Raw genomic sequence first — 16,378 nt, 5'->3', positions numbered from 1 at the left:
TGAATTTACACCGTGTCTTTTATTAGAGTAATGATTTACTTAAATTTAATTGAGGATTTGGTTACTTGAGGCAGTTAGATACTACTGTATTAAATAGCTACAATCTTTGATTAGCTAGAGCCAATTATTCAACCAATAAAAAGCGATCGCACTAAGAATTATTTTGTTCATATTCTTAAATAAATATTAAGAAATTATCTTTAAACAAGATTATTAAACTTTATTTGCTCATACAATATAAAAAGACAAAGCGCGCATTGATGCCAGCAACGCGCGAGTGATAGTCATGCAATTAGGCATGAAATTAGGGTTCACAGTTCTATTGATATCGGGAAGAGGTGTTATGAACAAATAATACCTCTTTTGTTTGTACTTACTTTAAAAATCCACGACCTGTTTGTCATCCGTAAGTTCACTCAAAAAATTTTATTAAACTATAATGTCTTGTTTGGTTTGGCTGTTGAATTCAACTAACGGCTAAAAACGAAGTAGTATTAATTACAATCTCATATCCTTCAGAAATTAATTTATCCCAAAAAACTTGGAAATGATGTTTTGATAATGTTTCTTCTAACTCTGCTTGTTGTTGACGAAGTGGATCTTGTTCTTCTACATCAATAGATAAAGTATTTTTCATGAAAGTTTTAGGTTGCTGATTGTCTTTAACTCCCAGTAATAATGCTATCTTAGAAAGTAATTCATCAATCTCAAAAGGTTTGTAAATTAGCGCATTAATTTCTAAGGTTGGATGAAACCGAAGACTTCGATCCTCCGTTAGCCAGACAATCGGTAGATGAAAAAATTCTGGAGTAGTTCGTAAATAACAAGTAATGCCAAAATTATTAACCTCGAAAGACCGCTCTAGTTGCCAATTTGGGATAGCCATATTCAAAATCACCAAATCTAGTTTGGTTTTTACTATCTCAGCAAGAGCAGCTTTGCCATTTTGAGCTAAAATTACTTTATATCCTTGACTCTCCAAAATAAATTGCATCAGCAATAAATTTTCTTTACACTCATCAACCACAAGGATGCGTTTCTCTCTTTGATTGGTTATTAAAGACATTGCTTCCTGGAAAATATTAAGTTTTTTCAAAAATTGCTTTTATATTAACTACTTAGGTGAATCTACTCATGAGTAAAATCACTTATTTTTTATTAATAAAAAATTACATTAGCATCGTTCTAAAGTGTTTTCGTTATGGCTTCGATTATTTGCGTCATATTCTCTGGAATTTAGAACAGTATAAACTTGGTTTTCGTCAAACTCTTCAGTTTTTGTCCTGTACTTAGACCTAGTTCAGAAATTTTTGCCACCTCATAATTTAAACCTGCATAAAAAAATTAGTATCGACGTAACTAGAGAGTGAAGACAAACAACAACAAAAAACAAACAAAATTACTTTAGAGGTCTAGAACAATGAAAAAAGCTGCACTAATCATCTCCACTCTCGCTTTAACTCTTTCTCCCATAGCTGCATTCGCCGGGCAAGCACAAAGTAATGTTCAAGCTGGTTCTAATGCTGCTGTCACTCATGGCATTGGGAATGTTACTAATCAAGCTGTTTCTAACGATTTAACTCAAACTCAATTAGGTTTAGATGGTTACAGTATCGATCCTCAAATTCAACAATCAGTACAAGCTGGACAAAACCAAAGTGCTACTTCAGGTATCGGTAATGTGACTAACCAAGGTGTTTACAACAGTGCTGATCAATTACAATCTGATTTTGATTATCTTCCTTACTAATCAATCAATAACATTTTCCTTCACGTCGAACATTGGGGCAACAAATGCCCCTTTCAATTTCTGAATTTTTACTAACCAGGTCTTTAAAGTTTAACTCTAGACCTAAATTAATGACTTTGACCCCATTGTGGTTGAGGTCTTTTATTTTATGAATTACCAATCTCTAAGTGGATATTTTCAACTCAACAATCAACCATTAACATAAAGATTATTTCATAGCTGCCATTGGACAAAGTTAACTAGATTTCCCAGTATTCTGTGTCGCCATAAAGACCGCTGTTGCCAATCCGATAAGCTCACGCGTACGCTTTGGGCAAAACCTTTTTCAAACACACTTTTAATGTTTTCTACTAACTGGGGGTCTGCTGTCATGATATCGAGTTCCTCATTGTGGAAAAAGCTGCGCGGGTCAAAATTAGCACTTCCAGTAACTACCCAAAGATCGTCAATCAGCAGCATTTTGGCATGAATCATGCTGGGCTGATATTCATAAATTTCTACGCCACCAGCCAGTAGAGAACCATAATGTTCGTAAGAAGCGTAATAAACTGGCTTTTTATCACTGCGATCGCTTGTCGTTAAGATGCGTACATCCAACCCGTCTTTTTTTGAGGCTACCAGCAGTTCGCAAGAATTAGGATCGGGTAAAAAGTAAGGACTGGCAAGCCAAATACGCTTTCTAGCACAAATAATACCATTCTGTTTTAAGGCTTTAATCGGCGAAAAACGATAACTGGGGTTTGCACCAGGGGTAATAATCATCAATTGATCCTCGACTGAAAAAGACGGAAAGACAAATCTTTCAAGATCGACTACGCCACCGCCAAAAGTCCAGTGCTGCACAAAAATACCTTCTAGTAGCGAGACAATTTTCCCTTCTAGACGCATCTCGATATCTAGCCAAGGTTTAGTGTCATCATTTTTTTCTGTTCCATCCCAAAGATCGGAAATACCTGCACCACCAATGAGAGCAAACTTACCGTCAATTATTAACAGCTTGCGGTGAGTCCGTCCAGCATAGTCGAGCGGGGCTTTCCAGGTAAAAGGATTGAAAAAGACTATTTCTACACCAATCGCTTGAAGACGCTGCCAGTATTGTCTCGAGAGCTTTTTTGTACCGTAACTATCTACGAGCAGTCTAATTTTAACTCCTGCTGTTGCTCGTTCGGCGATCGCGGTAGCAAAATCATTGGCACGCTGTCCGGGAGTCATAAAAAAAGTTTCAAAATCGATACTATGCTTTGCCTTCCCAATTGCTTCCAAGCGAGCTTGTTGAATCACAGACGGTTTGTCCCAAAAACCCGTTACTACTCCAGTGGTTAAGATTGAGTTGGTAATAGTGGCTAGGATATCAGGAAAACGAGATACGTTCGGACTAGGAGGGTGTTTGATTCGATACTCAGCGCGATCGCGCCAGGCCCCTTTAAAATAAAAACCGACCGCGAGGAGCGCGCCAACCACGAGAAATAGAACAGTTAGCCACCAAAAAAATATTTCAATTACAGTCAACATAATATATACGTCCTTTAAAAGTCCTCTGCGTTTCTGCGCCCCATCAAATGCTTGTTTGTTTTGATAATATCCAAAAATCTGTTTAAAATCGGCGATGAATCATGTTTGCGCCAAACTGCACCTATTTCAATTTCAGGAGTTGTTTCTTGCAAGGTTTTATAAACTACTCCGGCTCTTTGAAGATTTTGCAGCGAAGCGGGAACGATGGCAACACCGATACCTCCTACGACTAAACTAATTGCTGTTTGTAATTGAATAGCTTCTTGCACTCTTTGAGGAACAAAATTATGTTGTTCTAACAATTTGCTAATTTCTTTATAGAGAGCTTCTCCTAAATGATGGGGAGGTAAGATCAACGACTCTTGACTAAGTTGACTTAGGGATATTTTTGTTTCAACTGCCAAAGGATGAGTTGCTGAGATTGCCACCACTAAAGATTCTTGATAAACTCGAACATAAGATAATTGATTGTCTTCTTTTAAAGGTAAATATAAAAGACCTAAATCGATTTGTTGACGATTAAGATATTCTAATTGTTGGCTAGTGGTTAATTCTTTCAAAACAAGTTCTATTTGAGGATGTGCTTGCCGAAAACGATGGAGAATTGTTGGCAAAACACTATATGTCGCTGAACTATTAAAACCAATCATCAAGCGACCAATTTCGCCACGATCTGCTTGTTGTGCTATTTGAACAGCTTTTTCTACCTGAGCAAATACTTGACGAGCTTCTACTAAAAAGGCTTTTCCTGCAACTGTTAATTCTACTTTTCTTTTGGTTCTTTCAAATAATTTAATTCCTAATTCTGCTTCCAGATTACGAATTTGTTGACTTAAAGGCGGTTGAGCAATATGAAGCTTTTGAGCTGCTCGACTAAAGTGTAGTTCTTCTGCAACGGTGATGAAATAGTGTAAATGCCGAAGTTCCATTGATTTAAGGTTTATTTATATCTTTTAAATATAAATTAGGTACTAAATATATATTGGACATCTAAATCAATCTTTAATAAAGTAATTGATATCTAGTTTGCAGGAATAAAGTCATGTCAAAATCGAGCGTAAAAATTCGCGATGCTGGAGTCGAAGACTTAAATGTAATCTTTAGTCTAATTACTCAGAAAGCTGAATTTGATGGCGGTATTAATAGTTTTTTCGCAACTACTGAGCAGTTAAAACAAACTTTGTTTGGTAATTTTCCATTAGCAAGGGTATTATTAGCCGAAATTGAAGAGGAAGTTGTTGGTTATGCCCTCTTTTTTGCCACTTATTCAAGTTTTCTCGCACAACCAAGTATTTGGATTGACGATCTTTTTGTTATTTTACCTAAACGCGGTCAAGGAATAGGTACAGCTTTGCTCAATCATTTAGCAAAAATCGCTCAAGCACAGAACTACGGTAGACTTGAGTGGACTGTGAATAAAAATAATCATAGAGCTATCGCTTTTTATCAACAACTTGGTGCCAAAATTTTAGAACCAATTAAACTTTGTCGACTCAATCAAACAGCTATCGATCAATTAGCAAGTTATTCAAATAGATAAAGCCACTTTTTTTGACTGTTGCCTTCTGCCTCCTGCCTTCTGACTTTTTACTTTCCCTACTAAGCTTTTGGTTTCAAATAAACTAAAGCGTGTCGCCAAATAATTGTAGGTTGATCGTAATGATCTACTAAACAAATACAAGCAGGATCTTGCCAAATAATTTTTCCAACTAGCAAATCATCTGTGGCTAGCTTAAACTCTACTTCTTGTTTATCTACAATATATTTCTGAATCTGTTTGACATGAGGTAAACCAGTATCGAATTCAGTCATAATCTAAAAATTATTAGTCAACCACGGATTAAAAAGGGAAATGGAAATTAAATTTAGTAAGTATCAAGGTTTAGGAAACGATTTTATTTTGATTGATAATCGTCATTCTAGCGAACCAATGGTTACCCCAGAACAAGCAATGCAAATGTGCGATCGCCATTTCGGGATTGGTGCAGATGGAGTTATTTTTGCTCTGCCTGGCACAGATAACACTGATTACACCATGAGAATTTATAACTCTGATGGTTCAGAACCAGAAATGTGCGGTAATGGTATTCGCTGTCTAGCTCAGTTTATCGCTGATTTGGAGCAAACTGAACAAATTAATAAATCTTACAGAATTCATACCCTAGCTGGCGTAATTACCCCGCAACTGCAAAGCAACGGTTTAGTAACGGTTGATATGGGAAAACCTCAATTAGAAGCAGCCAAAATACCTACTACTTTATGTGCGCCTGAAGATAAGGTCATTAATCAAAATCTAGAGGTTGCTGGTCAATCTTGGTTGGTTACCTGTGTTAGTATGGGCAACCCTCACTGTATTACTTTTGTCACCGATAGCGATCGCATTTCTTTAGAACAGATTGGTTCTCAATTTGAACATCATCCAGCTTTTCCTCAGCGGACGAATACTGAATTTATCCAAGTAGTTCGCTCAGACTATCTCAAAATGCGTGTCTGGGAAAGAGGTGCAGGAATTACTCTCGCTTGTGGGACAGGTGCTTGTGCTTCTGTTGTAGCAGGAGTTTTAACTGGTCAATCAGAACGAAAGTGTACCGTAGAATTACCTGGAGGTTGTTTACAAATAGAATGGTCAGAAACAGATGGAAGAGTATATATGACAGGCCCGGCCAAACAAGTTTTTGTCGGCAACTTATGGATCAACTAAATTTTATTAATGTTGCTTTAGCAGAAAAATATGATGTTACAATAAGGCATTGAGAATAAAGAACGGCGATTGAGTTGGTATTCAGTATTGATAAGGTTACTTTCTTTTGGTATTGATAAGCTGGTCTCCGCAATCTTGGCTCTCTGAACGCAGCGTTTTTTAATAGGAGACAACCTAATGTCGATTTACGTAGGCAATCTTGATTACGAGATTAGCCAACAAGACCTAGAAGAGGTCTTCACTGAGTATGGAACAGTTAAACGAGTTCATCTCCCCACTGACCGTGAAACAGGTCGCAAGCGTGGTTTTGCTTTTGTAGAAATGGGAACAGAAGCGGAAGAGGCTTCCGCTATCTCTGCTTTAGATGGTGCAGAATGGATGGGACGTTCCTTAAAAGTTAATCAAGCTAGACCTCGCGAACAAAGAAATTCTGGAGGCAATCGCAGAAATTTCCGTTTCTAAGCTTCTTTATTTTTTGAATTTATCAACGCTTCTGGAAAGCTCAACGGATCGATCCTAATAGCAATTTTCGGAGGCGTTTTATTGTATTTAAGAGGAAATCATAATGGCTAAACGCCGCAATGCGAAAAAAGAAAAAGCTTCTCGTAATAAAGCTTATGCTCGACAGTTTCGCAAAAAACCTTCTGGTTTCCGTTCTGGAGATAGACGTTTCTCCAATAGTAACAAGAAATCAGAAACATCAGAAACAAGCGAAGAAAAAGATTCTTCATTCAATTTTACTTCCAATAATTAGCTCAATTTGGTTAAAACTTGCAGTTTGTTGATAAGTTTTAATGAAGGTTGAATAGATAAGTCCCACGTTTTAATTACCGACGTGGGATTTATTTTATAGTCATACCAATTCTCAAAAGTAATGAGAGACTTGATTGAGAAGGCAGGGGGCAGAGGTCAGAAGAACAAACTAATTAGCTGTGTTCTACTTAACTTTATTATTGGTAACTGATAACTGATAACTGAATCAGACTAATCCTACTTTTCCAGACTAGTTATTTAATTTAAATTACCTACTTCAACCGACTGACATAATTTCAAAGTATTTATACACTGCATATTAATAACCAAAGAAAATGTAGTAATAAATAATTTCTGAATTATGAATCAGTTAATTAATCCCATAGATTTAGCAGGAGAAATATGTTTTTGTCCCAATTTTTTTCAGACTAAAAATAGAATTAATTATTTAATTGACCAATATCTTAACTTAGAAAAATTGCAAAGTCATCTTGAAGATTTACCTCAACAATTTATTAATCCTCAACCTCGTAGTTGGCAAACTATCAATTGGCAAACTATTAATCAAGAACAAATTATTGGCATTGATTTAAATGTATTTTTGGCAATTGTTCAAGGTGCTTTAAATACAGAAGCTCCTATTCGTGGTTACACTCAAACTAGCAGACAATATTTGGCATCAATTCATCCCGAAATGGCAAAATTTGTCGGTGGAGTTGTAGCTCAAAATGGGACAATGTTAGAACTTGGTTTATGGGAAAAAGAAGAACGACAACACACTCCTGCTTTAAGTAAAATATATCGACAATTAACCAATCAAGCAATTATCCTTGATATACCTATTCCTAGACAGTATCACCTGTCAGAAAACCCTTACTCTGATTTATATCGTCATGGACTTCATCGCATTGCTACCGAATATAGCGCAGTTTGTCTTTATCTCTGGATGATGGCACGTACAACAGGCACTATACAACAGGTGTTACAAGAATTACTGCAAGATGAAATTAATCACATGACTAAATTTTGGGGTTTTGGTAAATGGCTATATTCTAATTTTGAATCTCAAAAGCTAGAAGATTGGCTTGCAAATCAAAATAAGCGGTATTCTTGCAGAAGTAATCAGCAAAGATCGTTCTTGGCTCTAACTATTACTGTAAAACGCATGATGAAAGTATTACACTGGCAATCTTGGTCTTTGATACACAAAATGGAATTAGCTTACACTTTTGCTTGGGTTTTCCAACGTGTATGGTCTTGGAGTAATAACCTATCTTCAGAATATTTGGAAAAACTTTTTGTTTTATCTCCAAATTCTGGGAATATTACTATTGACTATTAATTAATAATTGTTTAGTAAAAATAAGAAATATTACTCACTAGCTGGCTACGAACTGCAAATCCCATGACTGTGCAATTATTATCTGATGTGACTACTAACCTCGACTTACAAAAATTACCTCAACATATTGCTGTCATTATGGATGGTAATGGGCGTTGGGCAAAAAGTAAGGGTTTACCAAGAATTGAAGGACATCGTCGAGGGGCGAATACGCTTAAAGAAATACTGCGGGTTTGCAAAGATTGGGGCATTAAAACCCTAACCGCTTATGCTTTTTCGACAGAAAATTGGGGTCGTCCAGTCACGGAAGTCAAATTTCTGATGGTTTTGTTTGAAAGGCTGTTGCGGAAAGAATTGACTGAAATGGATGAAGAGGGAGTTTGTATTAAGTTTATTGGTGATTTGTCTCCTCTTCCCGAATCTCTACAGCAAGAGATGTACCATTCGATGGAAGTAACCAATAATAACAAGACGATTCAATTTAATGTAGCGATTAATTATGGTAGTCGTCTCGAAATTGTTAAAGCTTGTAAAGCGATCGCGCAAAAAGTTCAATTAGGAGAGTTATCTCCAGAAGCAATCGATGAAAATTTAATTTCTCAATATCTCTATACTTGTAGCAGTCCCGATCCTGATTTATTAATCCGTACCAGTGGTGAAATGCGTCTGAGTAATTTCTTGTTGTGGCAGATGGCTTATACAGAAATTTACGTAACTGAGACTTTTTGGCCAGATTTTAATCCTTCTGAACTTAAACAGGCTTTATTATCTTATCAACAACGCGATCGCCGTTTTGGGAAAGTCTCATAATTGAGAAGCGATCTAAGCTAGCCCTTGGTGCATAGCGATAGTTTCGCTCCCTTCGTTAACGACCGCGTTGTTTTTTTTTCTCTTTTCCCCAAAATAATAGTTACTTAATTGTTTTCACCTAGCATCAGTAATCTTACTGAATTAAAAATAAGAGTGATTTTTAGCTAGGGGAATTTACTAATTTTTTGTTGATATGCTTAACTGTATTAGGCATAGAAAATTATGAGATTTAATTTGACCAAAAAAAGTTACAGCAGTTAGTTTAGGTTTACCAGATTTAATTGCAGAATGAAAAGCTCTTATACAGTTTAGTTGATGTTAAATAATCAAATCAATCAGTTTTTTTTTGCTTCAAATTCACAATTAACTAATAAGCGATCGCTTTTTTGGTTAACTTTTGCGCTTACTTTCGCAGCTATTTATGGTTGGTTAACATTACAAAAAGGTTTTAATGGTGAATGGGTAGTCCAAGATGATGCTCGACAGCACGTTTTTTGGATGCTGCGATTTATTGATCCACAATTGTTTCCCAATGATTTGATTGCTGATTATTTTCAATCAGTCGCACCTAGTGGTTATAGTAATTTGTATCGTTTTGCTGCTGCGTTAGGAATAAATCCTCTAATTTTTAACAAGCTTTTGCCACCAATATTAAGTATAATCGTCACTTTTTATAGTTTTTTTCTATGTCAACAAATTTTTCCAATTCCATTTGGTTGTTTTGTTTTTACGTTATTACTTAATCAAACTCTTTGGATGAAAGACGATTTAGTTTCGGCTACACCTAGAGCTTTTGTTTATCCTTTTTTGTTGGCTTTCTTATACTATTTAGCTAAACGTTCTTTATTTCCCTGCGCTATAACTATTATTCTTTTAGGACTTTTTTATCCCCAAGCTATATTTTTAGTAGCAGGAATGCTAATTTTCCAGTTAATCAAATGGCGTGGGATTCAACCTTATTTAACTCGCAATTTTCAGGATTATTATGTTAGCTTGGTTGGTTTAATTGTAGCTTTCGCAGTGATGCTACCTTATGCTCTTGATGTTTCTGAATATGGCCCTACTATTACTGTAGAAACTGCAAAACAATTACCAGATTTTGCTTCTGATGGCAGATCGAGTTTTTTTCAAACTAATTTTTGGGATTATTGGTTTAGTGGTGGACGTAGTGGTATGTTTCCTGCCTCAATGTTCACTCCAGTAACTTTAATTTTTGGCTTGTTTTTACCAATTTTAACTTTATTTCCCCGACAATTTCCATTGAGTAACAAAATAACGACAAAGATAAATTTATTACCTCATTTACTGATAGTATCTCTCTTCATGTTTTTTGCTGCTCATGTTTTATTATTTAAGCTTCATCTTCCGAGTCGTTATACAGGACATAGTTTTAGAATTATTATTGCTTTAGCAGCAGCGGTCGCAATTACTTTAATTTTGGATGTTTTAATCAGACAAATACAAACTACTCATGATCATAATACAATCATCGGTAAATTAATTGCAGTTAGCTTAACAGTAGCGATCGCAATAGCTCTATTGTTTTATCCTAGTTTTGTTAAAAATTTTCCCCTCACCAAATATAAAACTGGTGATTATCCTACTTTATATCAGTTTTTACTTCAACAGCCTAAAGATATTATGATTGCGACTTTAGCTTTAGAAGGAGACAATTTACCTACTTTTGCGCAACGCTCAGTTTTAGTAAGTAAAGAATATGCAATTCCTTATCATTTGGGCTATTATAATCTTTTTCGTCAGCGAGTCATTGATTTAATTCAAGCACAATATAGCAATAATCCAGAAGAAGTAAAAAAATTTATTCGTAAATATGGTGTCGATTTTTGGTTATTAGAAACCAATAGTTTTACTCCTGAATATTTAGAAAATAATAAATGGATTACACAGCATCAACCAATTACCCAACAAGCAATTAACAGTTTAAAACAGGGAAATATGCCTCTACTGAAGTCTTGGCAAAATGATTGCGTTGCTTGGCAAGATCAGCAATATATTTTGATTAATACGAGTTGTTTACTCAATAATTATCTAAAAAATTAGTTTTTAAAGTAAAAAGTCAAAAGCAAAAGGTAGAAAATACAACCTTGTTCCCTATTCCATATTAACTGATAACTGTTAATGGTGTACCTCATAGAGCGTGAGAACTGTTATAAATGAAGCAACGCTGTATTAACTTTCAACAAGCAACAAGATAACTATTTGAACAAAATAGATAGGATATAAATAACTGAATTTCTGGATGAAATTGTAAATGAATCAACGGGCATTATTATCAATCAATACTCATGCCCGCAACGGCAAAGAAAGTTTAAAAGAAGTTGTTACTACTTTAGAAAATCTAGATTTTGAATTAATTGTCAAACCGGATCAAAAACCTGAGCAATTATCTCAATTAATTTATCAATATCAAGACCAAATAGATTTAGTAATTGTTGGTGGTGGTGATGGTACTCTTAATGCCGTAGCTGAGGCTTTATTAAAAACTAAACTTCCTTTAGGAATTTTACCTTTGGGAACAGCTAACGATCTAGCTCGGACTTTAAATATTCCTGAATCTATTCCTGAAGCAGCTAAAATAATTGCTTTTGGTGAGATTAAACAGATCGATTTAGGTTGTGTCAACGATAAATATTTTTTTAATGTGGCGAGTTTAGGTCTAAGTGTCAAAATTACTCAAAATCTCTCTAAAGGTGCTAAACGTCGCTTTGGTGTTTTAGCTTATCTTTTTACTGCGCTTAAAGTAATAGTGAAAACTCGTCCTTTGAGAGCAGTAATTCGTTGTAATGATCAATCAATTAAGGTTAAAACTCTTCAAATTGCTGTGGGAAATGGACGTTATTACGGTGGAGGTATGGCGATCGCAGAAGATGCCGCGATCGATGATCAATTACTAAATTTATATAGTCTAGAAATTAAACATTGGTGGCAAATGTTTCCTTTAATTTGGAGTTTACCTGGAGGAAAACACAAACATCTTTCTGGTGTCAGAACTCTTAAAGCAAAATATATTGAAGTTGATACTCGCAAACCTCACAAAATTAATACTGATGGCGAATTAACTACTTCTACTCCTGCTTCTTTTAGTTTAATTTCTAAAGCTATCTCGGTTTTTGTCCCTCTGAGGGAATAAGGAGAAAGAAAGAAAGGGTGATACCTCTAGTATCAATATTAATAAAATCTTCCCTGCCTATCTGCCTCCTGCCTTTTACTTGTTACTTTTTACCTTCTGCCTTCAATGTGCTATGAGATTAGGCTTTAGCAAAAGAATTGGAATTGCTAGCACCTAGTTCTTTGGCAATTTGCGTCAAACGAATAACTCTTTCTTCGGTAGAAGGATGAGTCCGAAATAAACCTTGTATTCCTTCACCTGAAAAAGAATTCATAATTAACAATGGTTCAAAAGCAGGATTCCCATTCATTGGAATTTGCTTACCAATAGTTTCTAATTTTTGTAAAGCATTAGCTAATGCAATCGGATTTTGAGTAATTTCAGCAGAACCGCGATCAGCAGAAAACTCGCGAGTTCGGGAAATAGCTAATTGAATTAAAGTAGCAGAAATAGGCGCAAGAATAATCAAAAATAGTAAGCCAAAAGGATTACCACCACGACGATTATCTTGGGTAACAGGGCCATAAAGCGCACCTAAACTTAAAATCCTGCCAACAAAAGTAATTGCACCTGCTATTGTACCTGCTACTGCTTGAGTAAGAGTATCGCGATTTTTGATATGAGTTAGTTCGTGTGCTAAAACTCCACTTAGTTCATCAGGTGAAAGTAATTGTAAAATTCCTTCAGTAACTGCGATCGCAGCATGATTAGGATCTCTTCCTGTTGCAAAAGCATTGGGAGTTTTAGTAGGAACAATAAATATTTTTGGCATTGGTATTTGAGCTTTTTGACTCAAATCATTGACTAGATCATATAATTCTGGTGCTTGATTACGAGTTAAAGGTTGAGCGCGATAAGCTGCCAAAGCTGCTTGATCAGAAAAGTACCACGAACTAAAACTAGTAATAGCTGCAAAAATCAATCCTAGATAAAGTCCTTGTTCATTACCAATTAAATAATAGCCCGCTAATACTAATATTCCACTTAACAGCCCAAGTAAAGCAGCCGTTTTAAGTTGATTAATTCCTAACATGACAATTTATTTATAGTTTTTTATTTATTCGGTATCATCTCAAATTAATTTATTGCTTATTCTCTACCAAAAGATAGAATTTCTTGAATAACAAAATCTAAATCATTAGATTAATCACACATTTGTTTAGTTACCCAAATCTATCTAATTGTCACTAAAAAACTATATTGCTTACGATAGACGATTAAACAAAAAATGTTCTTTACAGTGATTATTAGTTTCAAGTTTGAAAATAACTTTTTTGAAGTTGAAAATCACTATTTAATTAAATTCAGGAGAAATTAAATTATGAGTACCGAAGATAAAGCTAAAGCTACTGGTAAAAATATTGCGGGCAAAGCACAAGAGGCTGCTGGTAAAGTAACTGGCGATCCCGAAACAGAGGCAAAAGGCAAAGCAAAACAAACTGAAGCTGAAGTTGAACATACAGTCGAAGATGCCAAAGATGCTCTTAAATAATCTTGAATAAAGACTATTTAAACTAAATCAATAGAGGAGAGAGATAATTTAAATTTATTCACAATCTCTCTTTTCAACTCAAGTAAAACTATTAATTTTTAATGGAGGGACAATAAGTGAATTTTTGGCAAAGAAGTCGCAAAATAATTGCTGCAATTGTTTTGTGTTTAACTTTAACAATTACTACGGCTTGTTCTAGCGCACCTGTAGCTCAAGATGTTAATCAACTACCAGCAGCAAACGGTCAAGTTTACTCTCAATTGGAAAGAGGTAATAGTGCTACTGGACAAAAATTTGGTGATTGGGTAGTTCAAACTGGTAATGGTTTAATTAGCGACGCTTACGTACGCGATAACAATAAATTAGGCGTTGTAATTAACCGACAAGTACAACCCAATGAAGTGCGTCCTTTAGCAAAATCTTTAATACAAGGTTTTCATCGTAACTTTCCTAATCAAGATCTGACCGTCTTGATGTACGCCCCAGATAAAAAGTTGATTCTAACTGCTCAATATGACGAACAATCGCGTCAAGTTCAATATCAATAATCGTCATCTTTTAATAAGAGCAATTAAGAATCTGTCAAACCTAAAGAATGGAGAAACAAAGTGAGTAGTAGTAAAGATTATAGAAGAGAAATAATGAACGACTTGGCGCAAGGGGATGTGGAATCTTTTGACGATGCACCTGTCGATCCTAAAAAAGATTATCAAAATTTTGATGATTTTGCTCAACGTTCTACTAGACAAGAAAGACATGGTTTGTTTAGTCGTGCCTTTCATCCCGATCGCATTCCTCCCGCTCAAATGGAACCAGAACTCCAGCAAGCGATCGCGCAAATTAAACCCAACGAACGCGATGATGTTGCCAGAGAATTTTTTAAACATTTGAAACAGAGAGGTTTAAGCGATCGAGATTTAGAAAGACAACTAGGTTTGTCTACTCATAATCCTAATCGGATGAGTGCTGATGACGTTACCAAATTAGCTAGTTTTGCTTATCATAGCCATCCTGATATTTTTCAAGATGTTATGGCTGATCAACCTGCTTTAGTTAAGTTTCTCAGTAATCCTGTCATTGGTGCAGTATTAGGTGCAGTGGCAGCTAAATGGTTAGGTAACAAACGTTAAATCAGATTGGTTTAAAACTCAATTCCTGGTTGTGCCTTAACTCCTTGTTCGCGGAAAGGATGTTTAACTAAGGTCATTTCAGTCACTAAGTCTGCTTTCTCAATCAATTCTGGAGGCGCACCTCTACCAGTCAGGATTACGTGAGAGTCAGCAGGCTTTTGTGCTAATCCCTCTAAAACTTCAGACACATCTAGATAACCAAGTTTAAGCGCAACATTAATTTCATCAAGCAAAACTAACTTGTATTCAGGATTGAGAATATATTCTAAACTCTTCTGCCATGCTGCGATCGCTTTTTCTGTATCTCTTTCTCGGTTTTGAGTTTCCCAGGTAAAGCCTTCTCCCATTGCATGAAACTGTAATTGTCCTTGCCATTGTTCTAAAACTGCTTTTTCGGCTGGTTCCCAAGCACCTTTAATAAACTGGATAATCGCCACCTGGTAGCCGTGACCGAGAGAACGTAGCACCATTCCTAATGCAGCCGTAGTTTTTCCCTTACCATTGCCAGTATTGACAATAATTAATCCTTTTTCCCGATTTTTTTCGGCCAGGCGTTGTTCTTGTACTTCCTTACGCCGTTGCATTTTTTGTTTATATTGGTCTTGGTTAATAGTTGATGGTTGATTATTCATTGTTGATGGTTGATGGTTGATGGTTAATTGCTGATAACATGATGAAGGCAGAGACCTTCGGTAGTGCGCTCCGCTTAGGCAGAGGGCAGAAGGCAGAAGGCAGTTATAAAGTAGCAAGTAAAAATTAAGGCAGAGACGCTACGCGTAGAGGAAGGCAGATGGTTGTCATTGATAACTGATAACTGGTAACTGATCACTGATCACTGGTCACTGTCATAAGCTCTAATCATCGCTTGTGTTCCTTGTTCTCCTCCTTGACCATGATCTAAAGTTTGAACTAGTTTAAATAAACGCTCTGCTAATTGAACTCCTGGTAAATTTTCGCCTGAAGATTCCACAATTTCTTGGATCAAACGTAAATCTTTGAGAATGTGTTTAATCGGAAAACCTGGATTGTAATCAGATTCAATAATTTTGGGACCTAAATTAGTTAATGCCCAAGAAGCAGCAGCACCAGTACCGCAAACTTCTACAATTAAATTGCGATCAATGCCTTGTTTTTCTGCCATTGTCATCGCCTCACACAAACCTACCATGTAGAGAGACGCAAGGATTTGATTGCACATTTTCACTCCTTGTCCGCTACCAACAGAACCACAAAGACGAATATTTTTACCCATTGCTTCAAATAACGGCTTGCATTCTTCAAAGTCTTCAGGTTCGCCTCCTACCATAATGGTAAGAGTTCCATTAATTGCTCCAATATCTCCTCCAGAAACAGGGGCATCGAGAAAACGAAGTTGATGTTGATTTAATTGGGTGGCAATTTGTTTAGCTGCCTCGCTACCAATGGTACTCATGTCAACTACTAAAGCACCAGGTTGGGCATATTTTACTACCCCTGCCTCACCTAATAATACTTCTTCCACATCAGGAACATCTCCCACACAGGAAAAAATAATTTCTGCATCTGCTACAGCAGATTGAATAGAATTAACAATAGTTGCACCAGCTTCAGCAGCCATTGCTATTCCAGGGCGATCGCTATTACGATTCCAAGCTTTGACTGAATAACCTCGGCGAGTAAGATTAGCAGCCATTGAACCGCCCATTAATCCTAATCCTAAAAAAGCAATTTTTTTATTAGTCATTGGTTATTAGTAAAGTAAAAAGGCAGAAGGAGAAA

The 16,378-nt window shown here is 36.0% G+C and carries 19 protein-coding genes; 12 read left to right on the top strand and 7 right to left on the bottom strand.

Going from position 1 to position 16,378, the window contains the following annotated elements:
• Nucleotides 1–466 precede the first annotated feature (466 nt).
• Nucleotides 467–1,066 carry a response regulator gene (locus STA7437_RS24990; RefSeq protein WP_015194381.1) on the bottom strand — a complete coding sequence of 200 codons (600 nt, stop codon included), beginning with the start codon at nucleotides 1,064–1,066 and terminating at the stop codon, nucleotides 467–469.
• Between the two features lie 354 nt (nucleotides 1,067–1,420).
• Here STA7437_RS24990 and STA7437_RS15765 point away from each other — a divergent pair, with 354 nt between their 5' ends.
• The gene (locus tag STA7437_RS15765) at nucleotides 1,421–1,750 is read left to right on the top strand and encodes a hypothetical protein (protein ID WP_015194380.1); all 330 of its coding nucleotides are present in this window, start codon (nucleotides 1,421–1,423) and stop codon (nucleotides 1,748–1,750) included.
• A 213-nt stretch (nucleotides 1,751–1,963) separates the two neighbouring features.
• Here the strand turns inward: STA7437_RS15765 and STA7437_RS15760 are convergent, their stop codons facing one another.
• The gene (locus STA7437_RS15760) at nucleotides 1,964–3,262 is read right to left on the bottom strand and encodes a phospholipase D-like domain-containing protein (protein WP_015194379.1); all 1,299 of its coding nucleotides are present in this window, start codon (nucleotides 3,260–3,262) and stop codon (nucleotides 1,964–1,966) included.
• Between the two features lie 14 nt (nucleotides 3,263–3,276).
• A complete protein-coding gene (locus tag STA7437_RS15755) occupies nucleotides 3,277–4,191 on the bottom strand; it encodes a LysR family transcriptional regulator (RefSeq protein ID WP_015194378.1) in 915 nt (304 codons plus the stop codon).
• A 113-nt stretch (nucleotides 4,192–4,304) separates the two neighbouring features.
• On the opposite strand from STA7437_RS15755, the gene STA7437_RS15750 reads away from it, so the two are divergent.
• Entirely contained in the window at nucleotides 4,305–4,802 is a 498-nt protein-coding gene (locus STA7437_RS15750) for a GNAT family N-acetyltransferase (protein WP_015194377.1), read from the top strand.
• A 59-nt stretch (nucleotides 4,803–4,861) separates the two neighbouring features.
• Here STA7437_RS15750 and STA7437_RS15745 read toward each other — a convergent pair whose 3' ends face one another.
• A complete protein-coding gene (locus STA7437_RS15745; RefSeq protein WP_015194376.1) occupies nucleotides 4,862–5,074 on the bottom strand; it encodes an Hfq-related RNA-binding protein in 213 nt (70 codons plus the stop codon).
• A 40-nt stretch (nucleotides 5,075–5,114) separates the two neighbouring features.
• Between STA7437_RS15745 and dapF the strand changes: the two genes are divergently transcribed.
• From dapF to STA7437_RS15710, 7 genes are all read left to right on the top strand, one after another.
• Nucleotides 5,115–5,963: a diaminopimelate epimerase gene (gene dapF, locus STA7437_RS15740; RefSeq protein WP_015194375.1), complete on the top strand. Its 849-nt coding sequence runs from the start codon at nucleotides 5,115–5,117 to the stop codon at nucleotides 5,961–5,963.
• Nucleotides 5,964–6,140: 177 nt separating this feature from the next.
• Nucleotides 6,141–6,425, top strand: coding sequence for an RNA recognition motif domain-containing protein (locus tag STA7437_RS15735; RefSeq protein WP_015194374.1), 285 nt, complete (start codon nucleotides 6,141–6,143; stop codon nucleotides 6,423–6,425).
• Nucleotides 6,426–6,528: 103 nt separating this feature from the next.
• Nucleotides 6,529–6,717: a hypothetical protein gene (locus STA7437_RS15730; RefSeq protein ID WP_015194373.1), complete on the top strand. Its 189-nt coding sequence runs from the start codon at nucleotides 6,529–6,531 to the stop codon at nucleotides 6,715–6,717.
• 360 nt (nucleotides 6,718–7,077) lie between these two features.
• The gene (locus STA7437_RS15725; RefSeq protein WP_015194372.1) at nucleotides 7,078–8,058 is read left to right on the top strand and encodes a hypothetical protein; all 981 of its coding nucleotides are present in this window, start codon (nucleotides 7,078–7,080) and stop codon (nucleotides 8,056–8,058) included.
• A gap of 63 nt (nucleotides 8,059–8,121) precedes the next feature.
• Nucleotides 8,122–8,868, top strand: coding sequence for an isoprenyl transferase (locus STA7437_RS15720; protein WP_015194371.1), 747 nt, complete (start codon nucleotides 8,122–8,124; stop codon nucleotides 8,866–8,868).
• A 315-nt stretch (nucleotides 8,869–9,183) separates the two neighbouring features.
• Entirely contained in the window at nucleotides 9,184–10,929 is a 1,746-nt protein-coding gene (locus STA7437_RS15715; protein ID WP_015194370.1) for a hypothetical protein, read from the top strand.
• Between the two features lie 211 nt (nucleotides 10,930–11,140).
• On the top strand, nucleotides 11,141–12,019 hold the full coding sequence (locus STA7437_RS15710; RefSeq protein WP_015194369.1) for a lipid kinase: 879 nt from the start codon (nucleotides 11,141–11,143) through the stop codon (nucleotides 12,017–12,019).
• Between the two features lie 118 nt (nucleotides 12,020–12,137).
• Here STA7437_RS15710 and STA7437_RS15705 read toward each other — a convergent pair whose 3' ends face one another.
• Nucleotides 12,138–13,031 carry a zinc metalloprotease HtpX gene (locus STA7437_RS15705; protein ID WP_015194368.1) on the bottom strand — a complete coding sequence of 298 codons (894 nt, stop codon included), beginning with the start codon at nucleotides 13,029–13,031 and terminating at the stop codon, nucleotides 12,138–12,140.
• 288 nt (nucleotides 13,032–13,319) lie between these two features.
• Here STA7437_RS15705 and STA7437_RS25550 point away from each other — a divergent pair, with 288 nt between their 5' ends.
• The 3 genes from STA7437_RS25550 (at nucleotide 13,320) to STA7437_RS15695 (ending at nucleotide 14,620) form a co-directional block, all read left to right on the top strand.
• On the top strand, nucleotides 13,320–13,490 hold the full coding sequence (locus tag STA7437_RS25550) for a CsbD family protein (protein WP_015194367.1): 171 nt from the start codon (nucleotides 13,320–13,322) through the stop codon (nucleotides 13,488–13,490).
• Between the two features lie 116 nt (nucleotides 13,491–13,606).
• Entirely contained in the window at nucleotides 13,607–14,038 is a 432-nt protein-coding gene (locus STA7437_RS15700; protein ID WP_015194366.1) for a hypothetical protein, read from the top strand.
• A gap of 60 nt (nucleotides 14,039–14,098) precedes the next feature.
• Nucleotides 14,099–14,620, top strand: a complete 522-nt coding sequence (locus STA7437_RS15695) for a hypothetical protein (RefSeq protein ID WP_015194365.1) — start codon at nucleotides 14,099–14,101, stop codon at nucleotides 14,618–14,620.
• Nucleotides 14,621–14,631: 11 nt separating this feature from the next.
• On the opposite strand, the gene cobO is transcribed toward STA7437_RS15695, so the two are convergent.
• The gene (cobO, locus tag STA7437_RS15690) at nucleotides 14,632–15,252 is read right to left on the bottom strand and encodes a cob(I)yrinic acid a,c-diamide adenosyltransferase (RefSeq protein ID WP_015194364.1); all 621 of its coding nucleotides are present in this window, start codon (nucleotides 15,250–15,252) and stop codon (nucleotides 14,632–14,634) included.
• Nucleotides 15,253–15,452: 200 nt separating this feature from the next.
• Nucleotides 15,453–16,343, bottom strand: a complete 891-nt coding sequence (locus tag STA7437_RS15685) for an NAD(P)-dependent oxidoreductase (protein WP_015194363.1) — start codon at nucleotides 16,341–16,343, stop codon at nucleotides 15,453–15,455.
• Nucleotides 16,344–16,378 lie beyond the last annotated feature (35 nt).

This window comes from Stanieria cyanosphaera PCC 7437 (assembly GCF_000317575.1).
Lineage (GTDB): Bacteria > Cyanobacteriota > Cyanobacteriia > Cyanobacteriales > Xenococcaceae > Stanieria > Stanieria cyanosphaera.
The sequence above is the reverse complement of the archived record's forward strand: the minus strand, read 5'-3'. Positions and strand labels throughout refer to the sequence as shown.

Excerpts from the sequence above, each read along its gene's own strand:
- STA7437_RS24990 (WP_015194381.1), bottom strand. The coding sequence starts at position 1,066 with ATGTCTTTAATAACCAATCAAAGAGAGAAACGCATCCTTGTGGTTGAT.
- STA7437_RS15765 (WP_015194380.1), top strand. The coding sequence starts at position 1,421 with ATGAAAAAAGCTGCACTAATCATCTCCACTCTCGCTTTAACTCTTTCT.
- STA7437_RS15760 (WP_015194379.1), bottom strand. The coding sequence starts at position 3,262 with ATGTTGACTGTAATTGAAATATTTTTTTGGTGGCTAACTGTTCTATTT.
- STA7437_RS15755 (WP_015194378.1), bottom strand. The coding sequence starts at position 4,191 with ATGGAACTTCGGCATTTACACTATTTCATCACCGTTGCAGAAGAACTA.
- STA7437_RS15750 (WP_015194377.1), top strand. The coding sequence starts at position 4,305 with ATGTCAAAATCGAGCGTAAAAATTCGCGATGCTGGAGTCGAAGACTTA.
- STA7437_RS15745 (WP_015194376.1), bottom strand. The coding sequence starts at position 5,074 with ATGACTGAATTCGATACTGGTTTACCTCATGTCAAACAGATTCAGAAA.
- dapF (WP_015194375.1), top strand. The coding sequence starts at position 5,115 with ATGGAAATTAAATTTAGTAAGTATCAAGGTTTAGGAAACGATTTTATT.
- STA7437_RS15735 (WP_015194374.1), top strand. The coding sequence starts at position 6,141 with ATGTCGATTTACGTAGGCAATCTTGATTACGAGATTAGCCAACAAGAC.
- STA7437_RS15730 (WP_015194373.1), top strand. The coding sequence starts at position 6,529 with ATGGCTAAACGCCGCAATGCGAAAAAAGAAAAAGCTTCTCGTAATAAA.
- STA7437_RS15725 (WP_015194372.1), top strand. The coding sequence starts at position 7,078 with ATGAATCAGTTAATTAATCCCATAGATTTAGCAGGAGAAATATGTTTT.
- STA7437_RS15720 (WP_015194371.1), top strand. The coding sequence starts at position 8,122 with ATGACTGTGCAATTATTATCTGATGTGACTACTAACCTCGACTTACAA.
- STA7437_RS15715 (WP_015194370.1), top strand. The coding sequence starts at position 9,184 with ATGTTAAATAATCAAATCAATCAGTTTTTTTTTGCTTCAAATTCACAA.
- STA7437_RS15710 (WP_015194369.1), top strand. The coding sequence starts at position 11,141 with ATGAATCAACGGGCATTATTATCAATCAATACTCATGCCCGCAACGGC.
- STA7437_RS15705 (WP_015194368.1), bottom strand. The coding sequence starts at position 13,031 with ATGTTAGGAATTAATCAACTTAAAACGGCTGCTTTACTTGGGCTGTTA.
- STA7437_RS25550 (WP_015194367.1), top strand. The coding sequence starts at position 13,320 with ATGAGTACCGAAGATAAAGCTAAAGCTACTGGTAAAAATATTGCGGGC.
- cobO (WP_015194364.1), bottom strand. The coding sequence starts at position 15,252 with ATGAATAATCAACCATCAACTATTAACCAAGACCAATATAAACAAAAA.
- STA7437_RS15685 (WP_015194363.1), bottom strand. The coding sequence starts at position 16,343 with ATGACTAATAAAAAAATTGCTTTTTTAGGATTAGGATTAATGGGCGGT.